Source organism: Vogesella amnigena, from assembly GCF_042648905.1.
Taxonomy (GTDB): Bacteria; Pseudomonadota; Gammaproteobacteria; order Burkholderiales; family Chromobacteriaceae; genus Vogesella; species Vogesella amnigena.
The window spans coordinates 179491-201467 of record NZ_JBHRYH010000002.1; the positions used below are offsets into that span (position 1 = coordinate 179491).

General features: G+C 66.1%; 23 protein-coding genes. 9 read left to right on the plus strand and 14 right to left on the minus strand.

Features of this window, described 5'->3' with window-relative positions:
- Positions 1-36 precede the first annotated feature (36 nt).
- Positions 37-462 carry an SRPBCC domain-containing protein gene (locus ACFOKJ_RS01250; RefSeq protein ID WP_390276164.1) on the plus strand — a complete coding sequence of 142 codons (426 nt, stop codon included), beginning with the start codon at positions 37-39 and terminating at the stop codon, positions 460-462.
- Positions 463-626: 164 nt separating this feature from the next.
- Positions 627-1091, plus strand: coding sequence for a luciferase domain-containing protein (locus ACFOKJ_RS01255; protein WP_390276165.1), 465 nt, complete (start codon positions 627-629; stop codon positions 1089-1091).
- 5 nt (positions 1092-1096) lie between these two features.
- Here ACFOKJ_RS01255 and ACFOKJ_RS01260 read toward each other — a convergent pair whose 3' ends face one another.
- Positions 1097-2002, minus strand: coding sequence for a LysR family transcriptional regulator (locus ACFOKJ_RS01260; protein ID WP_390276166.1), 906 nt, complete (start codon positions 2000-2002; stop codon positions 1097-1099).
- A gap of 275 nt (positions 2003-2277) precedes the next feature.
- Here ACFOKJ_RS01260 and ACFOKJ_RS01265 point away from each other — a divergent pair, with 275 nt between their 5' ends.
- Positions 2278-2826 (plus strand): NADPH-dependent FMN reductase, encoded by a 549-nt coding sequence (locus tag ACFOKJ_RS01265; RefSeq protein ID WP_390276167.1) that lies wholly within the window; start codon positions 2278-2280, stop codon positions 2824-2826.
- Between the two features lie 220 nt (positions 2827-3046).
- Here ACFOKJ_RS01265 and ACFOKJ_RS01270 read toward each other — a convergent pair whose 3' ends face one another.
- The gene (locus tag ACFOKJ_RS01270; RefSeq protein ID WP_390276168.1) at positions 3047-3667 is read right to left on the minus strand and encodes a LysE family translocator; all 621 of its coding nucleotides are present in this window, start codon (positions 3665-3667) and stop codon (positions 3047-3049) included.
- A gap of 603 nt (positions 3668-4270) precedes the next feature.
- Between ACFOKJ_RS01270 and xth the strand changes: the two genes are divergently transcribed.
- The 4 genes from xth (at position 4271) to ACFOKJ_RS01290 (ending at position 7321) form a co-directional block, all read left to right on the plus strand.
- Complete coding sequence (gene xth / locus ACFOKJ_RS01275) at positions 4271-5041, plus strand: exodeoxyribonuclease III (protein ID WP_390276169.1); 771 nt, start codon at positions 4271-4273, stop codon at positions 5039-5041.
- 18 nt (positions 5042-5059) lie between these two features.
- Positions 5060-5419: a 5-carboxymethyl-2-hydroxymuconate Delta-isomerase gene (locus ACFOKJ_RS01280; protein WP_390276170.1), complete on the plus strand. Its 360-nt coding sequence runs from the start codon at positions 5060-5062 to the stop codon at positions 5417-5419.
- Positions 5416-6069: a ribonuclease T2 family protein gene (locus tag ACFOKJ_RS01285; RefSeq protein WP_390276171.1), complete on the plus strand. Its 654-nt coding sequence runs from the start codon at positions 5416-5418 to the stop codon at positions 6067-6069. The genes ACFOKJ_RS01280 and ACFOKJ_RS01285 overlap by 4 nt, the downstream gene beginning before the upstream one ends.
- Positions 6070-6367: 298 nt before the next feature.
- A complete protein-coding gene (locus ACFOKJ_RS01290; RefSeq protein ID WP_390276172.1) occupies positions 6368-7321 on the plus strand; it encodes a GlxA family transcriptional regulator in 954 nt (317 codons plus the stop codon).
- Positions 7322-7329: 8 nt separating this feature from the next.
- On the opposite strand, the gene ACFOKJ_RS01295 is transcribed toward ACFOKJ_RS01290, so the two are convergent.
- The 7 genes from ACFOKJ_RS01295 to ACFOKJ_RS01325 form a co-directional block, all read right to left on the minus strand.
- On the minus strand, positions 7330-9291 hold the full coding sequence (locus ACFOKJ_RS01295; protein ID WP_390276173.1) for an acetoacetate--CoA ligase: 1962 nt from the start codon (positions 9289-9291) through the stop codon (positions 7330-7332).
- Entirely contained in the window at positions 9288-9776 is a 489-nt protein-coding gene (locus tag ACFOKJ_RS01300; RefSeq protein WP_390276174.1) for a thioesterase family protein, read from the minus strand. Before ACFOKJ_RS01300 ends, ACFOKJ_RS01295 begins: the two co-directional genes overlap by 4 nt.
- A gap of 424 nt (positions 9777-10200) precedes the next feature.
- Positions 10201-11154, minus strand: a complete 954-nt coding sequence (locus ACFOKJ_RS01305; protein WP_390276175.1) for an L-carnitine dehydrogenase — start codon at positions 11152-11154, stop codon at positions 10201-10203.
- A gap of 58 nt (positions 11155-11212) precedes the next feature.
- On the minus strand, positions 11213-12103 hold the full coding sequence (locus tag ACFOKJ_RS01310; RefSeq protein ID WP_390276176.1) for a BKACE family enzyme: 891 nt from the start codon (positions 12101-12103) through the stop codon (positions 11213-11215).
- Positions 12104-12348: 245 nt separating this feature from the next.
- Positions 12349-13284 carry a choline ABC transporter substrate-binding protein gene (locus tag ACFOKJ_RS01315; RefSeq protein WP_390276177.1) on the minus strand — a complete coding sequence of 312 codons (936 nt, stop codon included), beginning with the start codon at positions 13282-13284 and terminating at the stop codon, positions 12349-12351.
- A 772-nt stretch (positions 13285-14056) separates the two neighbouring features.
- Entirely contained in the window at positions 14057-15298 is a 1242-nt protein-coding gene (locus ACFOKJ_RS01320; RefSeq protein WP_390276178.1) for an NAD(P)/FAD-dependent oxidoreductase, read from the minus strand.
- A gap of 207 nt (positions 15299-15505) precedes the next feature.
- Positions 15506-16285: an ABC transporter substrate-binding protein gene (locus ACFOKJ_RS01325; RefSeq protein WP_390276179.1), complete on the minus strand. Its 780-nt coding sequence runs from the start codon at positions 16283-16285 to the stop codon at positions 15506-15508.
- Between the two features lie 337 nt (positions 16286-16622).
- On the opposite strand from ACFOKJ_RS01325, the gene ACFOKJ_RS01330 reads away from it, so the two are divergent.
- Together ACFOKJ_RS01330 and ACFOKJ_RS01335 are read left to right on the plus strand one after the other, a co-directional pair.
- Positions 16623-17594 (plus strand): ornithine cyclodeaminase family protein, encoded by a 972-nt coding sequence (locus tag ACFOKJ_RS01330; RefSeq protein ID WP_390276180.1) that lies wholly within the window; start codon positions 16623-16625, stop codon positions 17592-17594.
- A 44-nt stretch (positions 17595-17638) separates the two neighbouring features.
- The gene (locus ACFOKJ_RS01335; protein WP_390276181.1) at positions 17639-18274 is read left to right on the plus strand and encodes a helix-turn-helix transcriptional regulator; all 636 of its coding nucleotides are present in this window, start codon (positions 17639-17641) and stop codon (positions 18272-18274) included.
- A 19-nt stretch (positions 18275-18293) separates the two neighbouring features.
- Here the strand turns inward: ACFOKJ_RS01335 and ACFOKJ_RS01340 are convergent, their stop codons facing one another.
- The 5 genes from ACFOKJ_RS01340 to ACFOKJ_RS01360 all read right to left on the minus strand — a co-directional run bounded on the left by ACFOKJ_RS01340 (position 18294) and on the right by ACFOKJ_RS01360 (position 21967).
- A complete protein-coding gene (locus ACFOKJ_RS01340; protein ID WP_390276182.1) occupies positions 18294-18620 on the minus strand; it encodes a type II toxin-antitoxin system RelE family toxin in 327 nt (108 codons plus the stop codon).
- Positions 18610-18861, minus strand: coding sequence for a type II toxin-antitoxin system Phd/YefM family antitoxin (locus ACFOKJ_RS01345; protein ID WP_390276183.1), 252 nt, complete (start codon positions 18859-18861; stop codon positions 18610-18612). The genes ACFOKJ_RS01340 and ACFOKJ_RS01345 overlap by 11 nt, the downstream gene beginning before the upstream one ends.
- Before the next feature lie 395 nt (positions 18862-19256).
- Positions 19257-19982 (minus strand): anaerobic ribonucleoside-triphosphate reductase activating protein, encoded by a 726-nt coding sequence (locus ACFOKJ_RS01350; RefSeq protein ID WP_390276184.1) that lies wholly within the window; start codon positions 19980-19982, stop codon positions 19257-19259.
- Positions 19945-20106, minus strand: coding sequence for an anaerobic ribonucleoside-triphosphate reductase (gene nrdD / locus ACFOKJ_RS01355; protein ID WP_157725060.1), 162 nt, complete (start codon positions 20104-20106; stop codon positions 19945-19947). The genes ACFOKJ_RS01350 and nrdD overlap by 38 nt, the downstream gene beginning before the upstream one ends.
- 139 nt (positions 20107-20245) lie before the next feature.
- Complete coding sequence (locus ACFOKJ_RS01360) at positions 20246-21967, minus strand: ribonucleoside triphosphate reductase (RefSeq protein ID WP_390276185.1); 1722 nt, start codon at positions 21965-21967, stop codon at positions 20246-20248.
- Positions 21968-21977 lie beyond the last annotated feature (10 nt).

Below are 21977 nucleotides of genomic sequence, written 5' to 3' on the forward strand. Positions count from 1 at the left end.
CCCCACGCCGTCCGGCCACCACTACGAGGCATCCACATGAGCACCACCTTCCGCACCAGCCGCCAGTTCGCCGTGCCGCCCGCCACCGTGTTCGCCGCCATTGCCGATGCGGCGCGCATTGCCCGCTGGTGGGGGCCGGCCGGCTTCAGCAACCGCATTGCCGAATTCGATTTCCGCCCCGGCGGGCGCTGGCTGTTCGACATGATCGGGCCGGATGGCACGGTGTATGCCAATGAGTCGGTGTTCGTGACGATCGCCCCTGACCGGCAGCTGGTGTTGCGTCATCTCTGCCAGCCGCACTTCCAGCTGACCATTACCCTGCAGCCGGCGGCTGGCGGCACGCTGCTGCTGTGGGAGCAGACCCTGGACGACGATGCGGTGGCGGCAGCGGTGCGGCATATCGTGGAGCCGGCCAACGAACAGAATCTGGATAGGCTGACTGCTGAATTGGCGGTGCATTAAGCCGCAGTAATTGCAGTTGTCTGGTCGTAAAGGGTTGGCCGCAAGTCTTGCAATGCAGTATTTCCGCTGCTGAATTTTTCCGGCAGTGCGGTTTGGCTATGCTGGTTTCCCGTCACCTGTGGCAGCCATGCCCGGTGGCTTATTCACCCGTGAAAGGAAACCGCATGTTCACCCTCCCTGCCCGCAGCGGCCCGCGCCCCAATGTGCGCCAGACCACTCCCCACCAGCAGCTGGACCAGCTTGCGCCTGTGCATCTGCAGCAAGCGTTGGCCGCGCGCGTGTTTGCCTTGCCGGATGTGGTGGAGCACGAGTCGCTGGTGAGCGTGCCGGGCGCGCGGGCGCTATGTCTGCGCCAGGAGGTGCCTGCCGGCGCGCCGGAAGCCTTCATCGCCGCACGCGAGTTTGCCCATCTGCATCCGCATTACGATGGCAGCCTGCATATCCGCCTGCCGCCGGCACTGGCGCAGGAGGCGCTGGACAAGGGCTGGGCCGAGCCGCATTTCCTGGTGCACTCCGGCCATCTGCCCGGGCATTACGTGATGCTGTATGGCCCGCGAGACGAGGCGGAGCTGGACATCATCTACGGCATGATCGAGGCGTCCTACCACTGGGCAGGCGGTAGGAGCTGATGCGGTCAATCGGCGGTGGTATCGGCCTCGGGGCGGAAGGCCGCCAGCAGCATGTCGATGAATAGCCGGCTTTTGGCGGGCAGGTGGCTGCGGTTGGCATACACCACCCATGCTGGCATCTCGATGGGCGGGATGTCCGGCAGCAACCGCAGCAGCGCGCCCCGGGCAATGTCTTCCGCAGCCTGAAAGGCCGGCAGCATGGCGATGCCCATGCCTTGCCGCGCAAGGGCACACATCATGTCGCCGCTGTTGGCGCGCAGCCGGTAGCGAACTTGCAGGCGTGGTGCGTCGCTGCCATCCGCAAATCGCAGCGCATCACGGTTGGGGTTGTAGGCGTAGCCCAGAAACGGGTGCTCCGACAGCGCCTCCCGCGTGGCGGGCTGGCCGTGTGCTGCCACATAGGCTGGCGAGGCACAAAACCAGAACGGAATGGTAGCGAGCTGGCGGGCGATCAGGTTGGGCGGTACCGCGTTGGCGATGCGTATAGCCAGGTCGTAGCCTTCTTCCACGATGGATACCGGGCGGTCGGTGGCCAGCAGGTCCACTTCGATATCCGGGTACAGCCGGCTGTATTTGGCCAGCACGGCGGCGAAGGTGCCGTGATGGAAGCCACCCGGCACCGTCAGGCGCAGTGTGCCGCACAGCGCTTGCCGCTCGTTGGTCAGCAGCGACATGGCCTCATCGTAGGCATCCAGCAGCAACAGACATTTCTCATGGTAGGCCGCCCCTGCCGGCGTCAGGCTGACCGAACGCGTGGTGCGGTTGAGCAGCCGGGTCTTGAGCTCGCTTTCGAGATAGGCGACCTGGCGGGTGGCATGGACAGCGGAGATGTCGAGAAAGTCGGCAGCCTCGCGAAAGCTGCGCCGTCTGGCGACTTCAACAAAAGTACGGATGCAGTCGATGCGGTCCATGGTGGTGTCCGGGTAAGGCCGTGGTGTCGGCGGTGTGACGGTTCAGCATAGCCAGGCCAGGCAAACGTGCAGTAATAGCTGTTCTGACGGTGCAAGCGGCATCGGAATCTTCGGGTAGTGGTTGCGCTATGGCTGCCCCCGCCGTAATCCCCTTGCATGATGGCCGCGCCGTGCTGACAGCTACCGGTAGCCAGCGCAGCCGCATGACACCGGGCCGTGTGATTCATCCCGCCTGTAATAGCCGTTTTTCATTCTTACACCCACATGGAGCACACATGGACACCATCAAACTACTGGGCATTGCCGGCAGCCTGCGCAAGACCTCCACCAACAAGGGGCTGCTGCGCGCGGCGCAGGCCGCCTTGCCGACAGGAGCAACGCTGGATATCGCGGAACTGGCGGATATCTCGTTCTACAACCAGGACATCACTGAAAAGCCGGAAGCGGTAAAGCGCGTACTGGCGCAGATTGACGCTGCCGATGCGCTGGTGCTGGCCAGTACCGAATACAACTACTCGCTGGCGCCGGCACTGAAAAACATTCTGGATTGGGCATCGCGTGAACCGGGCAACACCTTGCTGGCTGGCAAGCCGGTGGCAATCATGGGTGCCGGTGGCGGCATGGGTAGCTCGCGGGCACAGTACCATTTGCGCCAGGTATGCGTGTTTCTTGACCTGCAGCCGCTGAACAAGCCGGAGGTGTTCGCCAACGCCTTTGCCGGCAGTTTCGATGCGGATGGCAATCTGGTGGATGAGCGCCTACAGACGCTGATCGGCGAGCAGATGCAGCTACTGGCCGACCGTGTACTGGCACGCCGTAACTGAACGCCGGGAGCGGAATTAATTTGCCGGAGGCGGAACCATTACCCCGGCAGCGGCTCCCACTTGCTGTTGCATGTCGTCATGCTTCAAGGTAGCAAGAGCGAACAAGACTGATTTCCCCCGCCACACGCGGGGGATTTTTTTGCCTGCGACAAATGAAAAAAGCCGCGAGCAAGTCGCGGCAAGGGAGAGCAGGCGCCTGTCAGGCAGGCGGCCCACGTGATCAGCGTTGTACCGCCGCCAGCATCAGACCGGCCACCACGAACAGGCCGGCGCTGGTGCGCGAGAAGCGCTTCAGGCGCTGGCCGTGTGCCAGCCATTCGCCCAGGCGGCCACCGGCGGCAGCCAGCAGCACGGCAATCACCAGGTCGGCCACTACCCAGGTCACGGCCATGGTTAGGTACTGCGGCCACAGTTCACGCGCCGGGTCCAGAAAGCGCGGCAGCAGGGCGGAGAAGAACACGGTGTCTTCCGGGTTGCTCACCGCCAGCAGGGAGGCGGGGCGGAAGCCGCTCCACAGCTTGCTGGCCGGGCCGCTCTGGCTGTTGCTGCCCAGGCTGAACGGCTTGCGCCACAGGGTGATGCCCAGCCACACCAGGTAGCCGGCGCCCAGCAGCTTCACGATATTGAAGGCGGTGGGCGAGGCGAACAACAGCGCGGTGATGCCCAGCGCCGACAGCGCCATCAGCAGCAGCGCGCCGGCGGAAAAGCCCAGCGCATTGGGGATGCCGCCACGGGCACCATGCTGCGCGCCGTGCGACAGGGTAAGCAGCGGGCCCGGGCCGGGCGCCGCCATCAGCAGCACGATGGTGCCAAGATACAAAATCCAGTTACTGAAAGTCATGATTCGTCCAGTGCGCCACGGCGCGGGGCCGTAAACGCGGTTTCCTGCCCGTGCACAGTGTTGGCGCGGCGTGCGGCCAACATGGCGGCGGGCATGATGAAGTCTGCGTGCGGCAGTGTGTGGCTGCTGGCACGGGCAGACGGTTGCTCTGGGCGCGCGGGTAGCGGGCTCAGGCGCTATTCAATGGGGAAACGGGCAGGAAACGACGCTAACGCGGCGGTTTGGACTGGGTGTCTGGCTGGGCTGCCGGATGCTCGCGACGGGCGAGTGGCTTGGCGGCGGTGCGGATGGAGAAGTCGACGGCCAATGGGGCCAGGCGACGTTGATGCGGGTTCTTGGTAGGGCACTCGGTGCGTGCCTGATTTGCCGGATGGCGGGAATGACGAGAGAACAATTGGATCTTCCGGTTACGACGATGGGGGCATTCTAGGTGGCCACCGGGGGGCTTGGCAAGCTTACTGTTTATTTTGTTAGACGGCTGCGTGCAATAAATGGCTGATTATTGGCACTGTTGCCGGCATGGGTGTTTGGTATTTTAGCCGCGTTGTCAGCCTGCGCCGGCCGCGCTAAGGTGACGCCCTGCAATCTGAACCGGAGCCTCCCATGCAACTTGCCACCTGGAACGTCAACTCGCTGAAAGTGCGCCTGCCGCACGTGCTGCAGTGGCTGGCGGAAAACCCCGTAGACGTGCTGTGCCTGCAGGAGCTCAAGCTGGACCAGCCTGCGTTCCCGCTGGCCGAGATCGAGGCTGCCGGCTACCAGGCGGCATGGCTGGGGCAGAAGACCTATAACGGTGTGGCCATCCTGGTGAAGAACGGCTGCAGCATGGCCGACGTGGTCACCGGCATTCCCGGCTACGACGACGAGCAGCGCCGGGTGATTGCCGCCACCGTGGATGGCGTGCGGGTGATCTGCGCCTACTTCGTCAACGGCGAGGCGGTGGATTCGCCCAAGTACCAGTACAAGCTGCAGTGGCTGGCCAACATGGAGCGCTACGTGGCCGCCGAGTTGGCCGCACATACGGATTTTGCGCTGCTGGGCGACTACAACATCGCGCCGGAAGACATCGACGTATATGACCCGGAAGGCTGGCACGAGCAGGTACTGTGTACCACGCCGGAGCGTGATGCCTTCCGCCGCCTGATCGGCATGGGCCTCACCGACAGCTTCCGCCACTTCAACCAGGAGCCGAAGATGTACAGCTGGTGGGATTACCGCGCCATGATGTTCCGCCGCAACATGGGCGTGCGCATCGACCATATCCTGATCAGCGACAGCCTGAAGGCGCGCGCCAGCGGCTGCATCATCGACAAGGCGCCGCGCAAGTGGGAACGCCCGTCCGACCACACCCCGGTGGTACTCACCCTGAACTGATAACAAGAGGATTCCGCCATGCCGCATCTCACCGTTGAATATTCGGCCAACCTGCAGGCGCTGCCTGCCGCGCCGCTGCTGCAACGCCTGAACGACGTGCTGCTGCAAAGCGGCCTGTTCGCCGGCCCGGACATCAAGAGCCGCGCACTGCCGCTGCCGGTGTTCCTGGTGGGCGACGAGCCGGAAGGCCACGCCTTCGTGCACGTGAAGCTGGCGCTGCTGTCCGGCCGCCCGCCGGAAGTGAAGAAGATGCTGTCGCAACAGCTGCTGGACGCGTTGCAGCAGGCCTGTGCCTGGCCACGCGGGTTGGCCGTGCAGCTGTGTGTGGAGCTGATGGATATCGAGCGCGAAGGCTACAGCAAGGTAACTGTGCAATGAGGGCAGGGCTGCTTGCCACCCTGCTGACTGGCGTACTGGCCGGGCTGCTGCCCGTGGCCGCTCGCGCCGGCGATGTGCCGGGGCGCTTCGATTTCTATGTGCTGGCATTGTCGTGGTCGCCGGATTACTGCGCCGCCCGGCCGCAGGATGCCGAACAGTGCGGCCGGCCATATGGCTTCGTGCTGCATGGCCTGTGGCCGCAGTACCAGCGCGGCTACCCGGCCGATTGCAGCAGCGAGCTGTTGCAGCCGCAGATCGAGCGCCAGTTCGCCGGCCTCTACCCCAGCCGCAAACTGTACCGCCACGAATGGCAGAAGCACGGCAGCTGCAGCGGGCTGAGCCAGCAGCAGTTCCACCAGCTGGCGACCAGCCTGAAGGCCAAGGTGCGCATCCCCGCCGCCTACCAGGCACCGGCACAGCCGCTGCGCCGCAGCCTGCCGCAGCTCAAGGCTGATCTTTCGGCGGCCAACCCCTGGCTGCCGGCCAGCGCCATCAGCGTGGCCTGTAGTGGCGGTGGCCGCTTCCTGCAGGAGGTGCGGCTGTGCCTCGACAAGCAGGGTAGCGCCGCGGTGGCCTGCAGCGAGCAGATGCAGCGCGCCGAAGCGCGCAGCTGCCGCCAGCCGGACCTGCTGGTGCGCAGCGTGCGCTGACGGCTTGTGGCCAAGTTTCGCGCACGATGACGATGGGTAGGGTGGGCAAAGCGTAGCGTGCCCACCAGCGGCATCTTTTCGGTGGGCACGGCCTGCGGCCTTTGCCCACCCTACGCACTACGCACTGAACGGCGGAACGCCCGGTGTTACCGGGCTTCCGCCCTACGCCCGCAGCAGCCCTGCTGCGGGTTGGCCGCAACAGTTATCGCCCTTCACCCTGCACCGCCGGACAGCAGGGCTGCCGGCCGGCAGCGGGCGCAGGTATGCTGGGCATCCTGTTCCGTAGCGCTGGCGTGCCATGTCCGAAGACATCCATTTCCTGCTGTTGCCCGAATTCTCCATGCTGGGCCTGCTGTCTGCCATTGAGCCGCTGCGCGTGGCTAACCGCTTTCGCAGCGAGCTGTATCGCTGGCACCTGCTGAGCATGGATGGTGCGCCGGTGCGGGCAAGCAACGGCATGACGCTGGAGGCGGAAGGCAACTTTGCCAGTGTGGCCGCGGTGCAGACCCTGTTCGTGGTGGCTGGCTTCAACCCGCTGGCGCATGGCGCGGCCGGGCTGAATGGCTGGCTGCGGCAGCTGGATAGGGCCGGGGCCACGCTGGGCGGCATCGATACCGGCTGCTTCGTACTGGCCGATGCCGGGCTGTTCCAGCAGCAGCGGCTGACCCTGCACTGGGAGGCGATTGCTGCCTTCCGCGAACGCTTTCCGCTGCTCAACGTCACCCAGGAGCTGTTCGAGATCGATGGCCGACGCATCAGTTCCGCCGGCGGCACTGCCTCGCTGGACCTGATGCTGGAGCTGATCGGCCGCCGCCACGGCGTGGCGCTGGCCACCCAGGTATCGGAGCAGTTCGTGCTGGGGCGCATCCGCGCCAAGAGCGATCACCAGCGCATGCAGTTGGCCGCACGCTATGGCGTGCACAACAAGAAGATCGTGCAGGTGCTGGCTGCCATGGAGGCCAACACCGAATGCCCGCTGTCCAGCGACGAACTGGCCGACGGTGTGGGGGTGACGCGGCGGCAGCTGGAGCGGCTGTTCCGCGCCCAGTTCGACGAGACGCCGAGCAGTTTCTACCTGCGGCTGCGGCTGGAGCGGGCGCGCGAGCTGCTGCGCCAGACCGATATGAGCGTGCTGGAAGTGGGCGTGGCCTGCGGTTTCGAATCGGCGACCTATTTTGGCCGCGCCTATCGCAAGCAGTACGGCACCACCCCCAGCCACGACCGCAACGCCATCGCGCCCGGCCACGGCTAGGGGGAGTTTCAGCCCGCCAGCTGCGGCAGGTCGCGGAACAGTGCCAGCGCTTCCGGGTTGGCCAGCGCCTCCTGGTTGCGCACCGCGCGGCCATGCACCACGTCGCGCACCGCCAGCTCTACCGGCTTGCCGCTGCGGGTGCGCGGGATGTCCGCCACCTGCACGATGCGCGCCGGCACATGGCGCGGGCTGGCGTGCTGGCGGATGCGCTGGCGGATGCTGTCTTCCAGCGCCGCATCCAGCTGCAGCCCGGTGGCCAGGCGCACGAACAGCACCACGCGCACATCGCCCTGCCAGTCCTGCCCGATGCACAGCGCTTCCTGCACCTGCGGCACGGTTTCCACCTGGCGGTAGATTTCGGCGGTGCCGATGCGCACCCCGCCGGGGTTGAGCACCGTGTCGGAGCGGCCGTGGATGATCATGCCGCCGCGCGCGGTCAGCTCGGCATAGTCGCCATGCACCCAGGTATTGGCGTAGCGGGCGAAATAGGCGGCGTGGTACTTGCTGCCGTCGGCATCGTTCCAGAAGCCCAGCGGCATGGACGGAAACGGCGCCACACAGACCAGCTCGCCCTTGTCGCCCACCACCGGCTGCTGCGCTTCGTTCCACACCTCTACCGCCATGCCCAGCCCGCGCACCTGCAGCTCGCCGCGATGGATAGGCAGCGTCGGGCAGCCCAGCGCGAAGCAGGACACGATGTCGGTGCCGCCGGAGATCGAGCACAGCGCCACATCGGGCTTGATGGCGCGGTATACGTAGTCGTAGCTCTCCGGCAGCAGCGGCGAGCCGGTGCTGTACAGCACGCGCAACGCGGACAGATCGTGTCGCGCCGGCTCCACGCCAGCCTTTTCCAGGCCGGCCTTTTCCAGCGCCGACAGGTATTTGGCGCTGACGCCGAGGTGGCTCACGCCCAGCCGGGCGCATAGCCGCCACAGCAGGTCTTCATCGCCGGACGGCAGCGCCGCGCCGTCGTACAGTACCAGGCCGGCGCCGCAGGCCAGCGCGCTGGCCATCCAGTTCCACATCATCCAGCCGCAGGTGGTGTAGTACAGCAGGCGGTCGTCCGGGCGCAGGTCGCCGTGCAGTTGGTGTTCCTTCAGGTGCTGCAGCAGCGTGCCGCCGGCGCCGTGCACGATGCACTTGGGCACGCCGGTGGTGCCGGAGGAATACAGGATGTACAGCGGCGCATCGAAGGGCAGTGGCTCGAAGGCAATTTCCGCTGCCGGGTAGGGGGCGATGAAGTCGTCCCAGCTGCAGATGCGCTCGCCGGCCGGCAGCTGCGGGCTGTCGCCGTCTGCGGTGCTGACGATCAAGCGCTCCACGCCGGGCAGCGCGGCGGCCAGTGCGGCCAACTTGTCGATGAGCGCGATGCGCTTGCCGTTGTAGCGGTAGCTGTCGCTGGCGAACAGCAGCCGCGGCGCGATCTGGCCGAAGCGGTCCAGCACGCCCTGCACGCCGAAATCCGGCGAGCAGCTGCTCCACACCGCGCCAACGCTGGCGCAGGCCAGCATTGCCGCCATGGTGTGCGGGCTGTTGGGCACCAGCGCGGCCACGCGGTCGCCAGGCTGGATGCCGTGCGCGCGCAGCGCCTGCGCCAGGCGGCTGACGGTGTCGTACAGCTGGCGCCAGCTCCATGCCACCGGCTGCAGCCGTTCGTCCACGCCGTACACGGCAATGGCGTCGTCGCGGCGGCGCAGCAGGTTCTGTGCGAAGTTGAGGCGGGCGCCGACGAACCAGCGTGCGCCGGGCATGCGCTCGCCGTCTTGCAGCACGCAGTCCGCTTCGCGCTGGCTGATCACGCCGCCAAAGCGCCACACCGCCTGCCAGAATGCCGCCGGCTCGCGGATCGACCACTGGTACAGCGCGTGGTAGTCCGGCAGCGCCAGCTGCTGCTCGGCGGCCACCTGCGCCTGGAATTGCTGCAGCAGGCTGTCGCCGCGCGGCTGCCACAGCGGGGCGCCGGTGCTCATGCTGCACCTCCCTGGCGGGTGCCGGGCAGGGCGATCACCCGCCCGGCGTAGGCCGGCCACGGCCCGGCACTGCTTACGGCCAACTGTTGCACCTGCGCCAGCACCGCCGGGCTGAACGGCGCGCAGCGTGCAATGCCGGTGTCGATGTGCATCAGCATCTGCTCGCTTACCGCCGCCGGCTCGGCATCGTCGCCGCGGTACAGGCTGAAGTAGACATGCAGCCGTTTGCTGTCGTGGCCCAGCAGCTGCGCTTCCACCCGCAGCGGTTCGCCCAGCTTGAGTTCGCGCAGGTAGTTCAGGTGCACTTCCAGCGTGTACACCGAGCGCTGGCTGCGCTGGCGCTCCGCCTCGTCCAGGCCGATGCGTTCGATCAGCGCGTCGCTGGCCAGGCTGAATGCCAGCAGGTAGTAGGCGTCGCGCATGTGGCCGTTGTAGTCCACCCAGTCGCTGCGCACGCTGTCGCGGTAAAGGCACAGTGCCGTCATGTCACACTCCGTGTGGGTAGGGTGCTCATCTGGGAGGTGAGCACGTAGTTTTGGCTGAGTTTGTAACGCCGCACGTAGGTTGGGCCCGACGCAGCGAAGCCCAACGTTTACCGCGTCTGGCGTTGTATCCGCTGCGCGGATGATGATTTTGATCCCGGTTCCGCCCGGCGGGCAGGTTAAGGGGGCCACCGCGGCCCCCTTAACAATCCCCGGCTCCCCGGCGGCTGCTCGAAACCCCGTGCAAAACGGCACGCCCCAGGCGCCGCCGAACTCGTCCCTCGCTAACGGCTCGGGACTCAGACAGATCGGCGTCTTAAAACCTGGGGCGCACCGTTTTGCCCGGCTCGCGCCAACGGGTTCAGGGCGCGTCGCTATCGTTTCAGCTGCTGAACCTCCGGGCAGATTTTCATCAGGTGTATCCCGCTCACACCCCGTGTTTCGCCTTGCAGGCCTCGATGGCGCGCTGCACCTGGATGATGCAGTCGTCGCGGTAGCGCTCCAGCGCCTTGATCGAGTGCTGCCCCAGTTGCTCACTGGTACCGGCCACTACGCTGTCGATCAGCTCCTCGGTCAGCTCCGGCGCCTGCAGCTTGGTCCACGGCAGTTGCAGTGCCGGGCCGAACTGCTGCATGAAATGTCGCATGCCGGCGTCGCCGCCCGCCAGGGTGTAGGTGAGGAAGCTGCCCATGAACGACCAGCGGATGCCGGCGCCGTAGCGGATGGCGTCGTCGATCTCGCCGGTGGTGGCCACGCCGTCGTTCACCAGGTGCAGCGCCTCGCGCCACAGCGCTTCCAGCAGGCGGTCGGCAATGAAGCCCGGCACTTCCTTGCGCACGTGCAGCGGGTGCATGCCGAGCTCTGCGTAGATGCGGCTGGCGGCGGCGATGGTCTCCGGTGCGGTGTGCTGGCCGCCCACCACTTCCACCAGCGGCAGCAGGTATACCGGGTTGAACGGGTGGCCCACCACGCAGCGCTCCGGGTGCTGCGCGTCGCGGTAGAACTCGCTGGGCAGCAGGCCGGAAGTGGAGGAGGCGATGATGGCGTCCGGCTTGGCGGCTGCCGAAATGCGGGCGTGCAGCTCCTGCTTCAGCGACAGCCGCTCCGGCGCGCTTTCCTGGATGAAGTCGGCGTCGGCCACTGCTTCTTCCACCGTGGCGACGAAGCGCAGCCGTTCCGGCGAGGCGCCGGGCTTCAGCCCCAGCTGCTGCAGTGCCGGCCAGGCGTTGGCGACATTGGCGCGCAGCTGCGCCTCGGCGCCTGGTGCCGGGTCCCAGGCCACCACGTCCAGGCCGCCCGCCAGCGCGCGTGCCACCCAGCCGCTGCCGATGACGCCGACGCCGAGGGCGGCAAAGGTTTTCAGTTCGGTAATCACTGCCATGTTGTATCTCCTGCCGGCGCGGGCCGGCACTTCGGTGTTCGGTATGCGGCCAACGTGCTTAGCCACGCTTCTTCAGTCCCAGCTTCTTGCGGCCTTCTTCCGGCGTCAGCGTGCGCGCGCCCAGCTTCTGTACGATGTCGATGGCGCGCTCCACCAGCGAGCCGTTGCTGGCGAACACGCCCTTGTCCAGGTAAAGGTTGTCTTCCAGCCCCACACGCACATTGCCGCCCAGCAGCACCGCCTGCGCCACCATCGGCATCTGCATGCGGCCGATGCCGAAGCCGGCCCAGATGGCGCCCGGCGGCAGGTTGTCCGCCAGCGCCTTCATGCTGGTGGTGTCGGCTGGCGCGCCCCAGGGAATGCCGAGGCAGAACTGGAACAGCGGCGCATCGTCCAGCAGGCCTTCCTTCAGCATCTGCTTGGCAAACCACAGGTGGCCGGTGTCGAACACCTCCAGCTCCGGCTTCACCCCCAGTTCCTGGATGCGCTTGGCGCCGGCGCGCAGCTGCGCCGGGGTGGACACGTAGATGTAGTCGCCGTCGCCGAAGTTGAGCGTGCCGCAGTCCAGGGTGCAGATTTCCGGCAGCAGCTCCTCGACGTGGATCAGCCGCTCCAGCCCGCCCACCAGGTCAGTGCCTTCGCCGAAGGCCATCGGCGTTTCGCCGGGGCCGATCTGCAGGTCGCCGCCCATGCCGGCGGTGAGGTTGAGGATCATGTCCACGCCGGAGGAACGGATGCGGTCCACCAGCTCGCGGTACAGCTTGGGGTCGCGGCTGCCCTTGCCGGTGTGCGGGTCGCGCACATGGCAGTGCACCACGGTGGCGCCGGCCTTGGCCGCCTCGATGGCGGCATCGGCGATCTGGCGCGGGGTAACGGGGAGCTTGGGGTGTTTGCCGACGGTATCGCCGGAGCCGGTCACCGCACAGGTGACGATGACTTCCTGATTCATGTGTGTGTGCTCCTATGGTTCAGGGCAAAGGGGGTTCAGGGCAAAGCCTCTCCTGCTGCGCGCCAGCGGGGCGCGGTGGGATGTAGCGAAAGAAGGGGAGGCTTAGAGTCTGCTCACGATCTGCTGCGCGTCGGCGATACGGCGTTAAAAACGTCTTCGGAATGCTCATTTACCACTTGTAAATTCCGCTTCCTCAGCCGTTTTCGCCTTGTCTCGCTCTAGCTCGCAAGATCGTGAATACGCTCTTACTGCTGCGCGAGGTAGGCCTTGACGGCGGACAGACCGGGCTTGCCGTCATAGGTGGTGACGCCATCCAGCCACTGCTCCAGCACTTGCGGGTTGCGCTGCAGCCATTGCCTGGCGGCGATCTTGGGGTCGATCTTCTGCATGATCGGCGCCATCACGTGGTTTTCCATGTCCAGCGTGTACTTGAGGTTGCCCACCAGCTTGCCGGCATTGGGACAGCGCTGCTGGAAGTCGTTGGCCACCACGGTGTACACCTTGGAGCCGCCGTAGTTGGGGCCGAACTGTTTATCGCCGCCGGACAGGTAGGTGAGCTTCATCATGAAGTTCATCGGGTGCGGTTCCCAGGCCAGGAACACCACCATGCGCTTCTGCCTGAAGGCCTTGGTGGCCTCCACCAGCATGCCGGCTTCGCTGGATTCGATCAGCTTGAAGCCGCCCAGGCCGAGCTCGTTGTTGTCGATCATCTTCTTGATCTGGGCATTGCCCTGGCTGCCGGCCTCGATGCCGTAGATCTTGCCGTCCAGTTCCTTGCGGAAGCGGGCGATGTCGGCAAAGGTGCGCAGGCCCTTGTCGGCGGCGTAGCTGGGCACTGCCAGCGTGTACTTGGCGCCGTCCAGATTGGGGGTGGGCAGCACCTGCAGTGCCTTGGCCTGGATGTAAGGCGTGATGGCCGGGGTCTGCGACGGGTCCCAGTAGCCCAGGTAAGCATCCAGCTGCTTGCTCTTCAGGCCGGCGAACACGATGGGCTCGGAGGCGATGGTCTTGGTGGGGGTGTAGCCCAGGCCCTGCAGCACGACGCTGGCAAGGCCGGTGGTGGCGGCGATGTCCGTCCAGCCCACGTCGGCAAAGCGCACGCTGCGACAGCTTTCGGGTTCGGCAGCCAGCAGCGGGGCACTGGCCAGGCACAGCAGCAATCCGGTGGTACGTAGCTTCATGTCTCATCTCCTCGGGTGGTGACGACTTCACGGGTACGACGGGGGATACCTTACCGGTGCCGGCGTGGCGCTCTGCCACCTGTAGCGACAGCTGTTCAAACTGCAGCGACACATTGTGACGCGGGAGTGAAAAAAGTGGGAGCTGGGGCGGGGGCGTCTTGTTACGCCCCGTGTAGGGCGGAAGCCCCGCAGGGGCATTCCGCCGTGATGCGAGCACCTTGCGGCCAACCTTGCGTGCTGTTGCAGGTGAACGGCGGAACACCCGGTGTTACCGGGCTTCCGCCCTACGGGTAGCGTGTAGGGCGGGCCCCGCGCAGCGAAGTCCAACGTTTACCACGTCTGTTATGTATCCGCTGTGCGGATGCTGTTTGAAGTCGCCGGTTCCGCCCGGCGGACGGGCCAGGGGGCGTGCCGCCGCCCCCTGGCGACCCCGCTCGCCCTAATGGTCCGCGAAACCCCGCCAAAAACGGCACCCGCAAGGCGCGGCCGAACTCGCCGCGCGCTAACGTCGCGCGGCTCAGACAAAGCGGCCGCTTAACTCCTTGCGAATACCGTTTTTGCCGGCGCTCCCCGTAGGGCAGTTTTGGCGCTACACAACGTTGGCCGCAGGCTTTTTACGTTTTGAGTCGGTTACGTTTCTTGTAGGGGGCGGAAGCCCAGCAGGGGCGTTCCGCCGTGATGCGAGCACCTTGCGGCCAACCTTGTGTGCTGTTGCAGGTGAGCGGCGGAACGCCCGGTGTTACCGGGCTTCCGCCCTACGGGCTGGAGGGGCTTACAGAAACCGTGCCGGCGCGTACGGCGTCGGGTCGGTGAACGGGGTTTCGCCGCAGATCTGCTGCGCCAGCAGTTGGCCGCATACCGGGCCCAGCGTCAGGCCGTGGTGGGCGTGGCCGAAGTTGAACCACAGGCCGCGGTGGCGCGGGGCGGCGCCCAGTGCCGGGCGCATGTCCGGCAGGCAGGGGCGGCTGCCCATCCACGGGGTGGCGTCCAGCCGTTCGCCCAGTGGGAACAGCCCGCGTGCCAGCGCCTCCGCCTGTTCCAGCTGCGCGTAGTTGGGCGCAGCATCGCGGCGCGCCAGCTCCACGCCGGTGGCGATGCGCAGGCCGCGCTGCATCGGGGCAATCACGAAGCCGCCTTCCACGTCGGCCACGGTGTACTGCAGCCCCGGCCCCAGCGGGCGGTAGTGCATGTGGTAGCCGCGCTTGGCCTGCAGCGGGATGTGGTAGCCCAGCGGGCGGAACATGTCGTCCGACCACGGCCCCATCGCCACCACCACTTGCGCGGCGTGCAGCTTGCCCTGCACGGTGGCGACCTGCCAGCCGCTGCCGTCCGGCGTCAGCGCGGTGGCCTCCTGTTGCAGCAGCACGCCGCCCAGGCTCTGGAAATAGGCCGCATAGCCGCGGGTAAGTGCGCCGGGGTCGGCCACGCGCTGCGGGTCGCGCCAGTGCACTGCGCCGGCAAAGCCTTCGCCCAGCCCCGGCTCGGCGGCGCGCAGTGCCGCGGCGCCCAGGATCTGCAGCCGCAGGCCGTGTTCGGCGGCGATGCGGCGCGCGTTGTCGGCCTCGCGCTGGAAACCGGCCTCGGTGCGGTAGGCCTCGTACAGGCCGTCGTCGCTGCACAGCTGCTGCATGTTGGCCGCAGCCAGCAGCGTGGCGTGCTCGTCCAGGCTGCGGCTGATCAGCGGCAGCATGTCGTGCGCGGCGGCGGCCAGGCGGTGCGGGGCGGAGGCGCGGAAGTAGCGCCACAGCCACGGCGTGCTCTGCAGCAGGCTGGACGGCTGGTAGCGCACGTCGGTGCTGCGGTTGCGGCCAATGCGCAGCACGCTGCCGATATCACGCGGAAAACCGTACGGCACCACGGCGGCGCGTTCCAGCAGACCGGCGTTGCCGTGGCTGGTTTCCTCGCCGGGGGCGCGGCGGTCCAGCAGCGCCACGCGCTGGCCGCGCTGCTGCAGGGCGATGGCGGTGGAGACGCCAACCATGCCGGCGCCCAGGACGATGATGTCGAAATCCATATTCTGGCTTGGTAGCCCGGATAAGCCGTCTGGCGCATCCGGGGTGGGGAACAGGCGTCCCGGATGCGCTGCGCGTATCCGGGCTACGGTGTGTGTTTCCAGCGTGTAGCCCTGATCAGCAGCCTGGCGCATCCGGGGTGGGGAACAGGCGTCCCGGATGCGCTGGGCTTATCCGGGCTACAGCGTTGGTTGCCAGTTTGGCCTGGCTTACTTGGCGATGATGTCGCGATTGAAGTATTTCATCGACAGGCGGCTCAGGGTACCGTCTTTCTTCAGGCTGGCGATGGCCTTGTTCAGCTCGGCGGTCAGTGCCTTGTTGTCCTTGTTCACGCCAAAGCCGGTGCCTTCGCCCAGGGTGGAGAAATCACTGAGCACCTTGCCGGCAAAGTCGAAATCCTTGCCCTGCGGCTTGCTGAGGAAGCCCTCCATGGCGTTTTGTGCTTCCTGCACGCTGGCATCCAGCCGGCCAGCGGCCTGGTCGAGGTAGATCTGCGCCTGATCGCGGTAGGCCACGATCTTCACGCCGTTCTTTTCCCAGTGCTTGCGCACGAAGTCTTCCTGCGTGGCGCCCTGCAGCACGCCCACGGTCTTGCCTTTCAGGCTGGCCACGGTGGGCATCAGTCCGCTGCCGCGTTTGGCTACCATCTGAATCGGCACGATGTACACCGGCTGGGTGAAGTCGATGGATTCGCGACGCTTGGCGGTGATGTTCATCGACGAGTTGATCAGGTCGAATTTCTTGGCTTTCAGACCGGGGATCAGGCCCTCGAACGAGGTTTCCACCCAGCTGCACTTGGCCGCCATGCGTTCGCACACTGCCTTGCCGACGTCGATATCGAAGCCCACCAGCTGGCCATCGGCCTGCTTGCTTTCGAATGGCGGGTAGAACGGCTCCAGTCCCATGCGCAGGGTGGTCTGGGCGATGGCCGGCATGGCGAGCAGGGCCAGCAGCGGCAGGGCGAGCTTGTGAAGGGTACGGCGAGTCATGTGGCTTCTCCAGAGGTGATCGTTTGGTCTTCCCGTGAATCTTGCGCGGTGGGCCGCATCTCGTTGGGGTGGTGTTAATGTAGACAAAAAATCCAATGTAGACAATTTATTTCCAATTTTGTGTGAGCACTGCTAGTCTGTGTAGACAAATTTTCCACACTGGAGGGTGCCTCGGAAAACCCCGGGTTTCTAAGCGAAACTAGGTGCGAACGAAAAATTCTGACGCAGCATGCATTGGGTATGTCAGCAGAAACCATCGTGAGCAAGGCCATGTCGCGACGAAAGCCGGCTTTTTCGAGGAGCCTCGGACACAGGCGCGCTGCGCCGGGAGACACCCATGACCATCTCGCACAACCGCCCGCCGCTTACCCTGAACGCGGAACAGATCCGCCCGCTGCTGGCCGGCCTGCCGCTGGCCGCCACCCTGCGCCGCCTGTTTGCCGCATTGGCCGATGAACAAGCCGTGCAGCCGGCGCAGAGCCTGACGCTGTTCCCGCAGGGCGCCGGCGACTTCATCACCTATCAGGGCGTGCTGGCCAGCGAGCAGGTGTTCGGCGCCAAGCTGTCGCCGTACATCGTTACCGGCGGCAAGCCGGTGATCACCGCCTGGACCGCGCTGATGTCGATGCAGACCGGCCAGCCGCTGCTGTTCTGCGACTCGGGCGAGCTCACCGCCGAGCGCACCGCCGGCACCACCGCGCTGGCGGTGGACGAACTGGCGCCGCGCGACAGCCGCGTGCTGGTGCTGATCGGCTGCGGCGCATTGGGCCAGGCGCACCTGCGCCACGCGCTGCCGCTGCGCGACTGGCGCGAAGTGCGCGTCTACGCGCCGGACCTTGCGGCCAACCCGGCGCTGCAACAACAGCTGTCCACCTTGGACGCACGCGTGCGCTGCTGCGACAGCCAGGCGGCCGCCACCGACGGTGCCGACGTGATCATGCTGTGCACCTCGTCCGCCGCCGCGGTGCTGGACCCGGCCACGCTGGGCAAGCCGGCGCTGATCACCTCCATCAGCACCAATGCCGTCAACGCGCACGAAGTGCCGCCGGAAAGCCTGGCCGGCATGGACGTGTACTGCGACCACGCCGCCAGCACCCCCGGCCGCGCCGGCGAGATGGTGCTGGCGGCAGAACGCGGCTGCTGGCACCCGGTGGCGCTGTGCGGCGACCTGGCGGCGCTGGTGTCCGGCCGCGCACCGCGCCCGGACTACAGCCGCCACGTGTTCTTCCGTTCCATCGGCATGGGGCTGCAGGATGTGGCCATTGCGCACGCCATCTGGCAGCGCCATGCGGCCACTTGTCCGGCCTGAACACATCGGTCACTATCCTGCGGTTAACCACGCCCGACGCAACCATGAGCGCAACCCCAAATCTTCGCCTGCATCCGCTGCTGGAGCGCTATCAGCACCTGGCAGACGGCATCGCCCGGCTGTTCTTCCCCTATGCCGAGGTGGTGATCCACGACCTGGGCACCCAGCGCGTGCTGTACCTGGCCAACAACCTGTCGCGGCGCGAGGTGGGCGACGATGCGGCGCTGGAGGAGATCGAGCGCACCATAGACGAGCGCACCGTGGGGCCGTACGAAAAGCTGAACTGGGACGGCCGCAAGATGCGCTGCACCAGCTCGGTACTGTTCGACGACGCCGGCAAAGCGCAGGGGGTGATGTGCATCAACTTCAACATCGCGGTGTTCGAAGACATGCACGGCATGCTGGGCATGCTGCTCAAGGGCGCCGGGCTGGTGGAGCAGCCGGCCGAGCTGTTCCGCGATGACTGGCAGGAGCGCATCAATACCTTCATGCATGCCTGGCTGCGCGAGCGGCAGCTGGCGCTGAACACGCTGTCGCGCCAGCACCGGCGCGAGCTGGTGGCGGCGCTGTACGCCGAGGGCGCGTTCAACGGCAAGAGCGCCACGCACTACATCGGCAATGTGCTGGGGCTGGGACGGGCGACGGTGTACAAGTACCTGAAGGAGCTGCGCGGGGAGTAGCCGTGAGATAGCAGCATAGTTAGCGTTGCAGCAGCCGCTTCACGGCACTCTTGTAGGCGGTGGAGCGTTCACGCTTGTCGATAGCCAGTACCAGCACCACCAGCTCGCCATCTTCCACGCTGTATATCAGCCGGTAGCCCTGCTTGCGCAGCTTGATCTTGTAGCAGCCGCGCAGCTCGGCCATGAGTGCCGAGCCCGGCACATGAGGATTTTCCAGCCGCTTTTGCAGCAGGCGCTTGAACGCCTGCTTGACCGAACCATCCAGCGCCTGCCATTCGGCCAGCGCCTCCGGCATGAACTTGAGGGTGTAGGGCTGCTGGGGGCTGGAGGCCTGTTCAGAGTTCATCCAGCTTTACTTCGACGGCTTCGTGTTTGCGGGACAAGCGCTCCTGCAGTACGGGTAGCAAGTCGATGTCAGCCAGTTTTTCCAGCATCGCCTCGAAGGTATCCGGGTCGATCATGTAGAACGCGGGCTTGTTGTGGTTCAGCACGGCAACCGGCGTGTTGCCAGCCTCTCGAACCACCTTCGACGGGTTCTTTTTGAACTCCGACATGCTTACTGCCAGCTTGGTCAATACGGTTTCCATGGTGGTGCCTGCGCTTGAGTGATGAACTGTATTCTACAAGAAAAAGCGCCAAATTCAGGGCTGAATTTGGCGCTTTTTACGTGTGTATATTTGTTGTCACTGTTGCTGCCACGGGATGTTTGTAGCCCGGATAAGCCGCAGGCGCATCCGGGGTTGGCTGGTGCGAGTGCTTGCAGCGTCCCCGGATGCGCTGCGCTTATCCGGGCTACGGCTGTTCGCGTTCACTCGCTGCGCATTTCAAACTGCTCGAACATTGCCGCCACCTGCTGCTGTAGTTCAGCTTGCGGCCAACCCTGTGTAGCCCGGATAAGCCATAGGTGCATCCGGGGTTTGGCAGCCGTTGGGCGGGGCTTCCCCGGATGCGCTGCGCTTATCCGGGCTACGGCTGTTCGCGTTCACCCGCTGCGCATTTCAAACTGCTCGAACATTGCCGCCACCTGCTGCTGCAAGCCGGCTTGCGGCCAACCCGTAGCGATGGGAGCGAAAGGCTGCGGCAGTTGCGGGCCGGGGCGCAGCAGTTGCCAGGCGTAGTGGCGCACGCCACGGTGGGCCAGTTCGCCGGCCAGTTGCAGCAGGCTGCTGGTGTCGTGCAGTGCCGGGTGGATGGTGCTGCGGCATTCGAAATCGCTGCCGTGCGCCAGCAGCAAATCCAGGCAGGCGAAGGCGCGGGCGCCGCTGCCGCCGCTGCCGGTGAGCGCGGCGTAGCGGCCGGGCTGGGTCTTGATGTCCAGCCCCACCCAGTCCAGCAGCGGCAGCACACGTTGCAGGCGGTGCGGGTAAGCGCCGGCGGTGTGCAGGCCGGTGGCGAAGCCCAGTGCCCGCACTTCTGCCAGCAGCGCCGGTAGTGCCGGGTCGGACAGCGGCTCGCCGCCGGAAAACACTACGCCATCCAGCAGGCCGTGGCGCCGCTGCAAGTGTTCGCGCAGCTGCGGCCAACGGTGGTGGCCGTGGCGGCGTTGCAGCAGGCCGGGGTTGTGGCAGTAGCCGCAGCGCCACGGGCAGCCGGCCAGGAACACCACGGCGGCCAGCCGCCTGGGCCAGTCGCAGGCGGAAAACGGCTGCCAGCCGCCGATGCGGGCGCGCTCAGCCGGCGCGCTGTTGGTCGAAGTGGCGGCGTTCATGGAATTCGCCCTGCTTGCCGGTGTTGAACGAGGCCACCGGGCGGTGGTAGCCCATTACCCGTGTCCACACCTCGCAGCGGGTGCGTTCTTCGTCTTTCAGTTCGATGGCTTGCTGGTTCTGCATGGGGTTTCCTTTCAAGGTTGGCCGCATGGCGGCGGTGGGTATTGTTTTTCTCGTAGCCCGGATAAGCGCAGCGCATCCGGGGATGGCAAGTGCCTGAGCTGTTCCCCGGATGCGCCTGCGGCTTATCCGGGCTACGGGGTCAGTCGCAGCAGGCGGCCTGGCGCTTTCTGGCAATCAGCTCGGCATCGCACTTCGGGCAGAAGTCGTGGCGGCCGGACAGGTAGCCGTGTGTCGGGCAAATCGAGAAAGTGGGCGTGATGGTGATGTAGGGCAGGCGGAAGTTTTCCAGCGCGCGGCGCACCAGCTGGCGGCAGGCGTCGGCGCTGCTTACCGCCTCGCTCATGTACAGGTGCAGCACGGTGCCGCCGGTGTACTTGCGCTGCAGCTCGTCCTGGCGCAGCAGCGCCTCGAACGGGTCGTCGGTAAAGCCCACCGGCAGCTGGCTGGAGTTGGTGTAGTAGGGCTGCTGCGGCGTGCCGGCCTGCAGGATGCCGGGGTAGCGCTTGTTGTCCTCGCGGGCGAAGCGGTAGGTGGTGCCTTCCGCCGGCGTGGCTTCCAGGTTGTACAGGTGGCCGGTAGCCTGCTGGAACTCGACCATGCGCGCGCGGATGTGGTCCAGGTAGCGGCAGGCGAAGGCGTGGCCCCAGTCGCTGGTGATGTCGTGGGCATCGGCGCTGAAGTTGCGGATCATCTCGTTGATGCCGTTCACCCCCAGGGTGGAGAAGTGGTTGCGCAGGCTGCCGAGGAAGTGGCGGGTGTACGGGTACAGCCCGCCGTCGATGTGCTGCTGCACTTTGCTGCGGCGCGCTTCCAGCACTTCGCGGCCCAGGTTCAGCAGGCGGTCGGTCTCGGCCAGCAGCGCCGCCTCGTCGCCGGCAAAACGGTAGCCCAGGCGCGCGCAGTTGACGGTGACCACGCCTACCGAGCCGGTCTGCTCGGCGCTGCCGAACAGGCCGTTGCCGCGCTTCATCAGCTCGCGCAGGTCCAGCTGCAGGCGGCAGCACATGCTGCGCACCATGTGCGGCTCCAGTTCGGAGTTCACGAAGTTCTGGAAGTAGGGCAGGCCGTACTTGGCGGTCATCGCGAACAGCAAATCGGTGTTGTCGCCGTACCAGTCGAAGTCCCTGGTGATGTTGTAGGTGGGAATCGGAAAGGTGAAGGCGCGGCCGCAGGCGTCGCCGGCCAGCATTACCTCGATGAAGGCGCGGTTGATCAGCGCCATTTCCGCCGCGCAGTCGCCGTAGCGGAACGGCATCTCCTCGCCGCCCAGCACCGGAATCTGCTCGCGCAGGTCTTCCGGGCAGACCCAGTCGAAAGTGAGGTTGGTGAACGGTGTCTGCGTACCCCAGCGGCTGGGCACGTTCAGGTTGTAGACCAGCTCCTGGATGCACTGCTTCACCTGGGCGTAGCTCAGCGCGTCCTTTTTCACGAACGGCGCCAGGTAGGTATCGAAGGAGCTGAATGCTTGCGCGCCGGCCCATTCGTTCTGCAGCGTGCCGAGGAAGTTGACGATCTGGCCGCAGGCGCTGGACAGGTGGCGCGGCGGGGCGGATTCCACCTTGCCGCCCACGCCGGCAAAGCCCAGTTGCAGCAGGGTGCGCAGCGACCAGCCGGCGCAGTAGCCGGACAGCATGTCCAGGTCGTGGATGTGCAGGTCGCCGTGGCGGTGCGCAGTGGCGGCCTCGGCGGGGAATACTTCGTGCAGCCAGTACTCGGCGGTGAGCTTGCCGGCGATGTTGAGGATCATGCCGCCCAGGCTGTAGCCCTGGTTGGCATTGGCCTGCACCCGCCAGTCGGCACGGGACAGGTATTCGCTGATGCTGCTGACCGCATCCACGTGGTGGCTGGGGCGTGCGTCCATGTTTGCTCCA

Bases quoted from the DNA above. Each gene is read 5' to 3' on its own strand.
- ACFOKJ_RS01250 (WP_390276164.1), top strand. From the start codon at position 37: ATGAGCACCACCTTCCGCACCAGCCGCCAGTTCGCCGTGCCGCCCGCC.
- ACFOKJ_RS01255 (WP_390276165.1), top strand. From the start codon at position 627: ATGTTCACCCTCCCTGCCCGCAGCGGCCCGCGCCCCAATGTGCGCCAG.
- ACFOKJ_RS01260 (WP_390276166.1), bottom strand. From the start codon at position 2,002: ATGGACCGCATCGACTGCATCCGTACTTTTGTTGAAGTCGCCAGACGG.
- ACFOKJ_RS01265 (WP_390276167.1), top strand. From the start codon at position 2,278: ATGGACACCATCAAACTACTGGGCATTGCCGGCAGCCTGCGCAAGACC.
- ACFOKJ_RS01270 (WP_390276168.1), bottom strand. From the start codon at position 3,667: ATGACTTTCAGTAACTGGATTTTGTATCTTGGCACCATCGTGCTGCTG.
- xth (WP_390276169.1), top strand. From the start codon at position 4,271: ATGCAACTTGCCACCTGGAACGTCAACTCGCTGAAAGTGCGCCTGCCG.
- ACFOKJ_RS01280 (WP_390276170.1), top strand. From the start codon at position 5,060: ATGCCGCATCTCACCGTTGAATATTCGGCCAACCTGCAGGCGCTGCCT.
- ACFOKJ_RS01285 (WP_390276171.1), top strand. From the start codon at position 5,416: ATGAGGGCAGGGCTGCTTGCCACCCTGCTGACTGGCGTACTGGCCGGG.
- ACFOKJ_RS01290 (WP_390276172.1), top strand. From the start codon at position 6,368: ATGTCCGAAGACATCCATTTCCTGCTGTTGCCCGAATTCTCCATGCTG.
- ACFOKJ_RS01295 (WP_390276173.1), bottom strand. From the start codon at position 9,291: ATGAGCACCGGCGCCCCGCTGTGGCAGCCGCGCGGCGACAGCCTGCTG.
- ACFOKJ_RS01300 (WP_390276174.1), bottom strand. From the start codon at position 9,776: ATGACGGCACTGTGCCTTTACCGCGACAGCGTGCGCAGCGACTGGGTG.
- ACFOKJ_RS01305 (WP_390276175.1), bottom strand. From the start codon at position 11,154: ATGGCAGTGATTACCGAACTGAAAACCTTTGCCGCCCTCGGCGTCGGC.
- ACFOKJ_RS01310 (WP_390276176.1), bottom strand. From the start codon at position 12,103: ATGAATCAGGAAGTCATCGTCACCTGTGCGGTGACCGGCTCCGGCGAT.
- ACFOKJ_RS01315 (WP_390276177.1), bottom strand. From the start codon at position 13,284: ATGAAGCTACGTACCACCGGATTGCTGCTGTGCCTGGCCAGTGCCCCG.
- ACFOKJ_RS01320 (WP_390276178.1), bottom strand. From the start codon at position 15,298: ATGGATTTCGACATCATCGTCCTGGGCGCCGGCATGGTTGGCGTCTCC.
- ACFOKJ_RS01325 (WP_390276179.1), bottom strand. From the start codon at position 16,285: ATGACTCGCCGTACCCTTCACAAGCTCGCCCTGCCGCTGCTGGCCCTG.
- ACFOKJ_RS01330 (WP_390276180.1), top strand. From the start codon at position 16,623: ATGACCATCTCGCACAACCGCCCGCCGCTTACCCTGAACGCGGAACAG.
- ACFOKJ_RS01335 (WP_390276181.1), top strand. From the start codon at position 17,639: ATGAGCGCAACCCCAAATCTTCGCCTGCATCCGCTGCTGGAGCGCTAT.
- ACFOKJ_RS01340 (WP_390276182.1), bottom strand. From the start codon at position 18,620: ATGAACTCTGAACAGGCCTCCAGCCCCCAGCAGCCCTACACCCTCAAG.
- ACFOKJ_RS01345 (WP_390276183.1), bottom strand. From the start codon at position 18,861: ATGGAAACCGTATTGACCAAGCTGGCAGTAAGCATGTCGGAGTTCAAA.
- ACFOKJ_RS01350 (WP_390276184.1), bottom strand. From the start codon at position 19,982: ATGAACGCCGCCACTTCGACCAACAGCGCGCCGGCTGAGCGCGCCCGC.
- nrdD (WP_157725060.1), bottom strand. From the start codon at position 20,106: ATGCAGAACCAGCAAGCCATCGAACTGAAAGACGAAGAACGCACCCGC.
- ACFOKJ_RS01360 (WP_390276185.1), bottom strand. From the start codon at position 21,967: ATGGACGCACGCCCCAGCCACCACGTGGATGCGGTCAGCAGCATCAGC.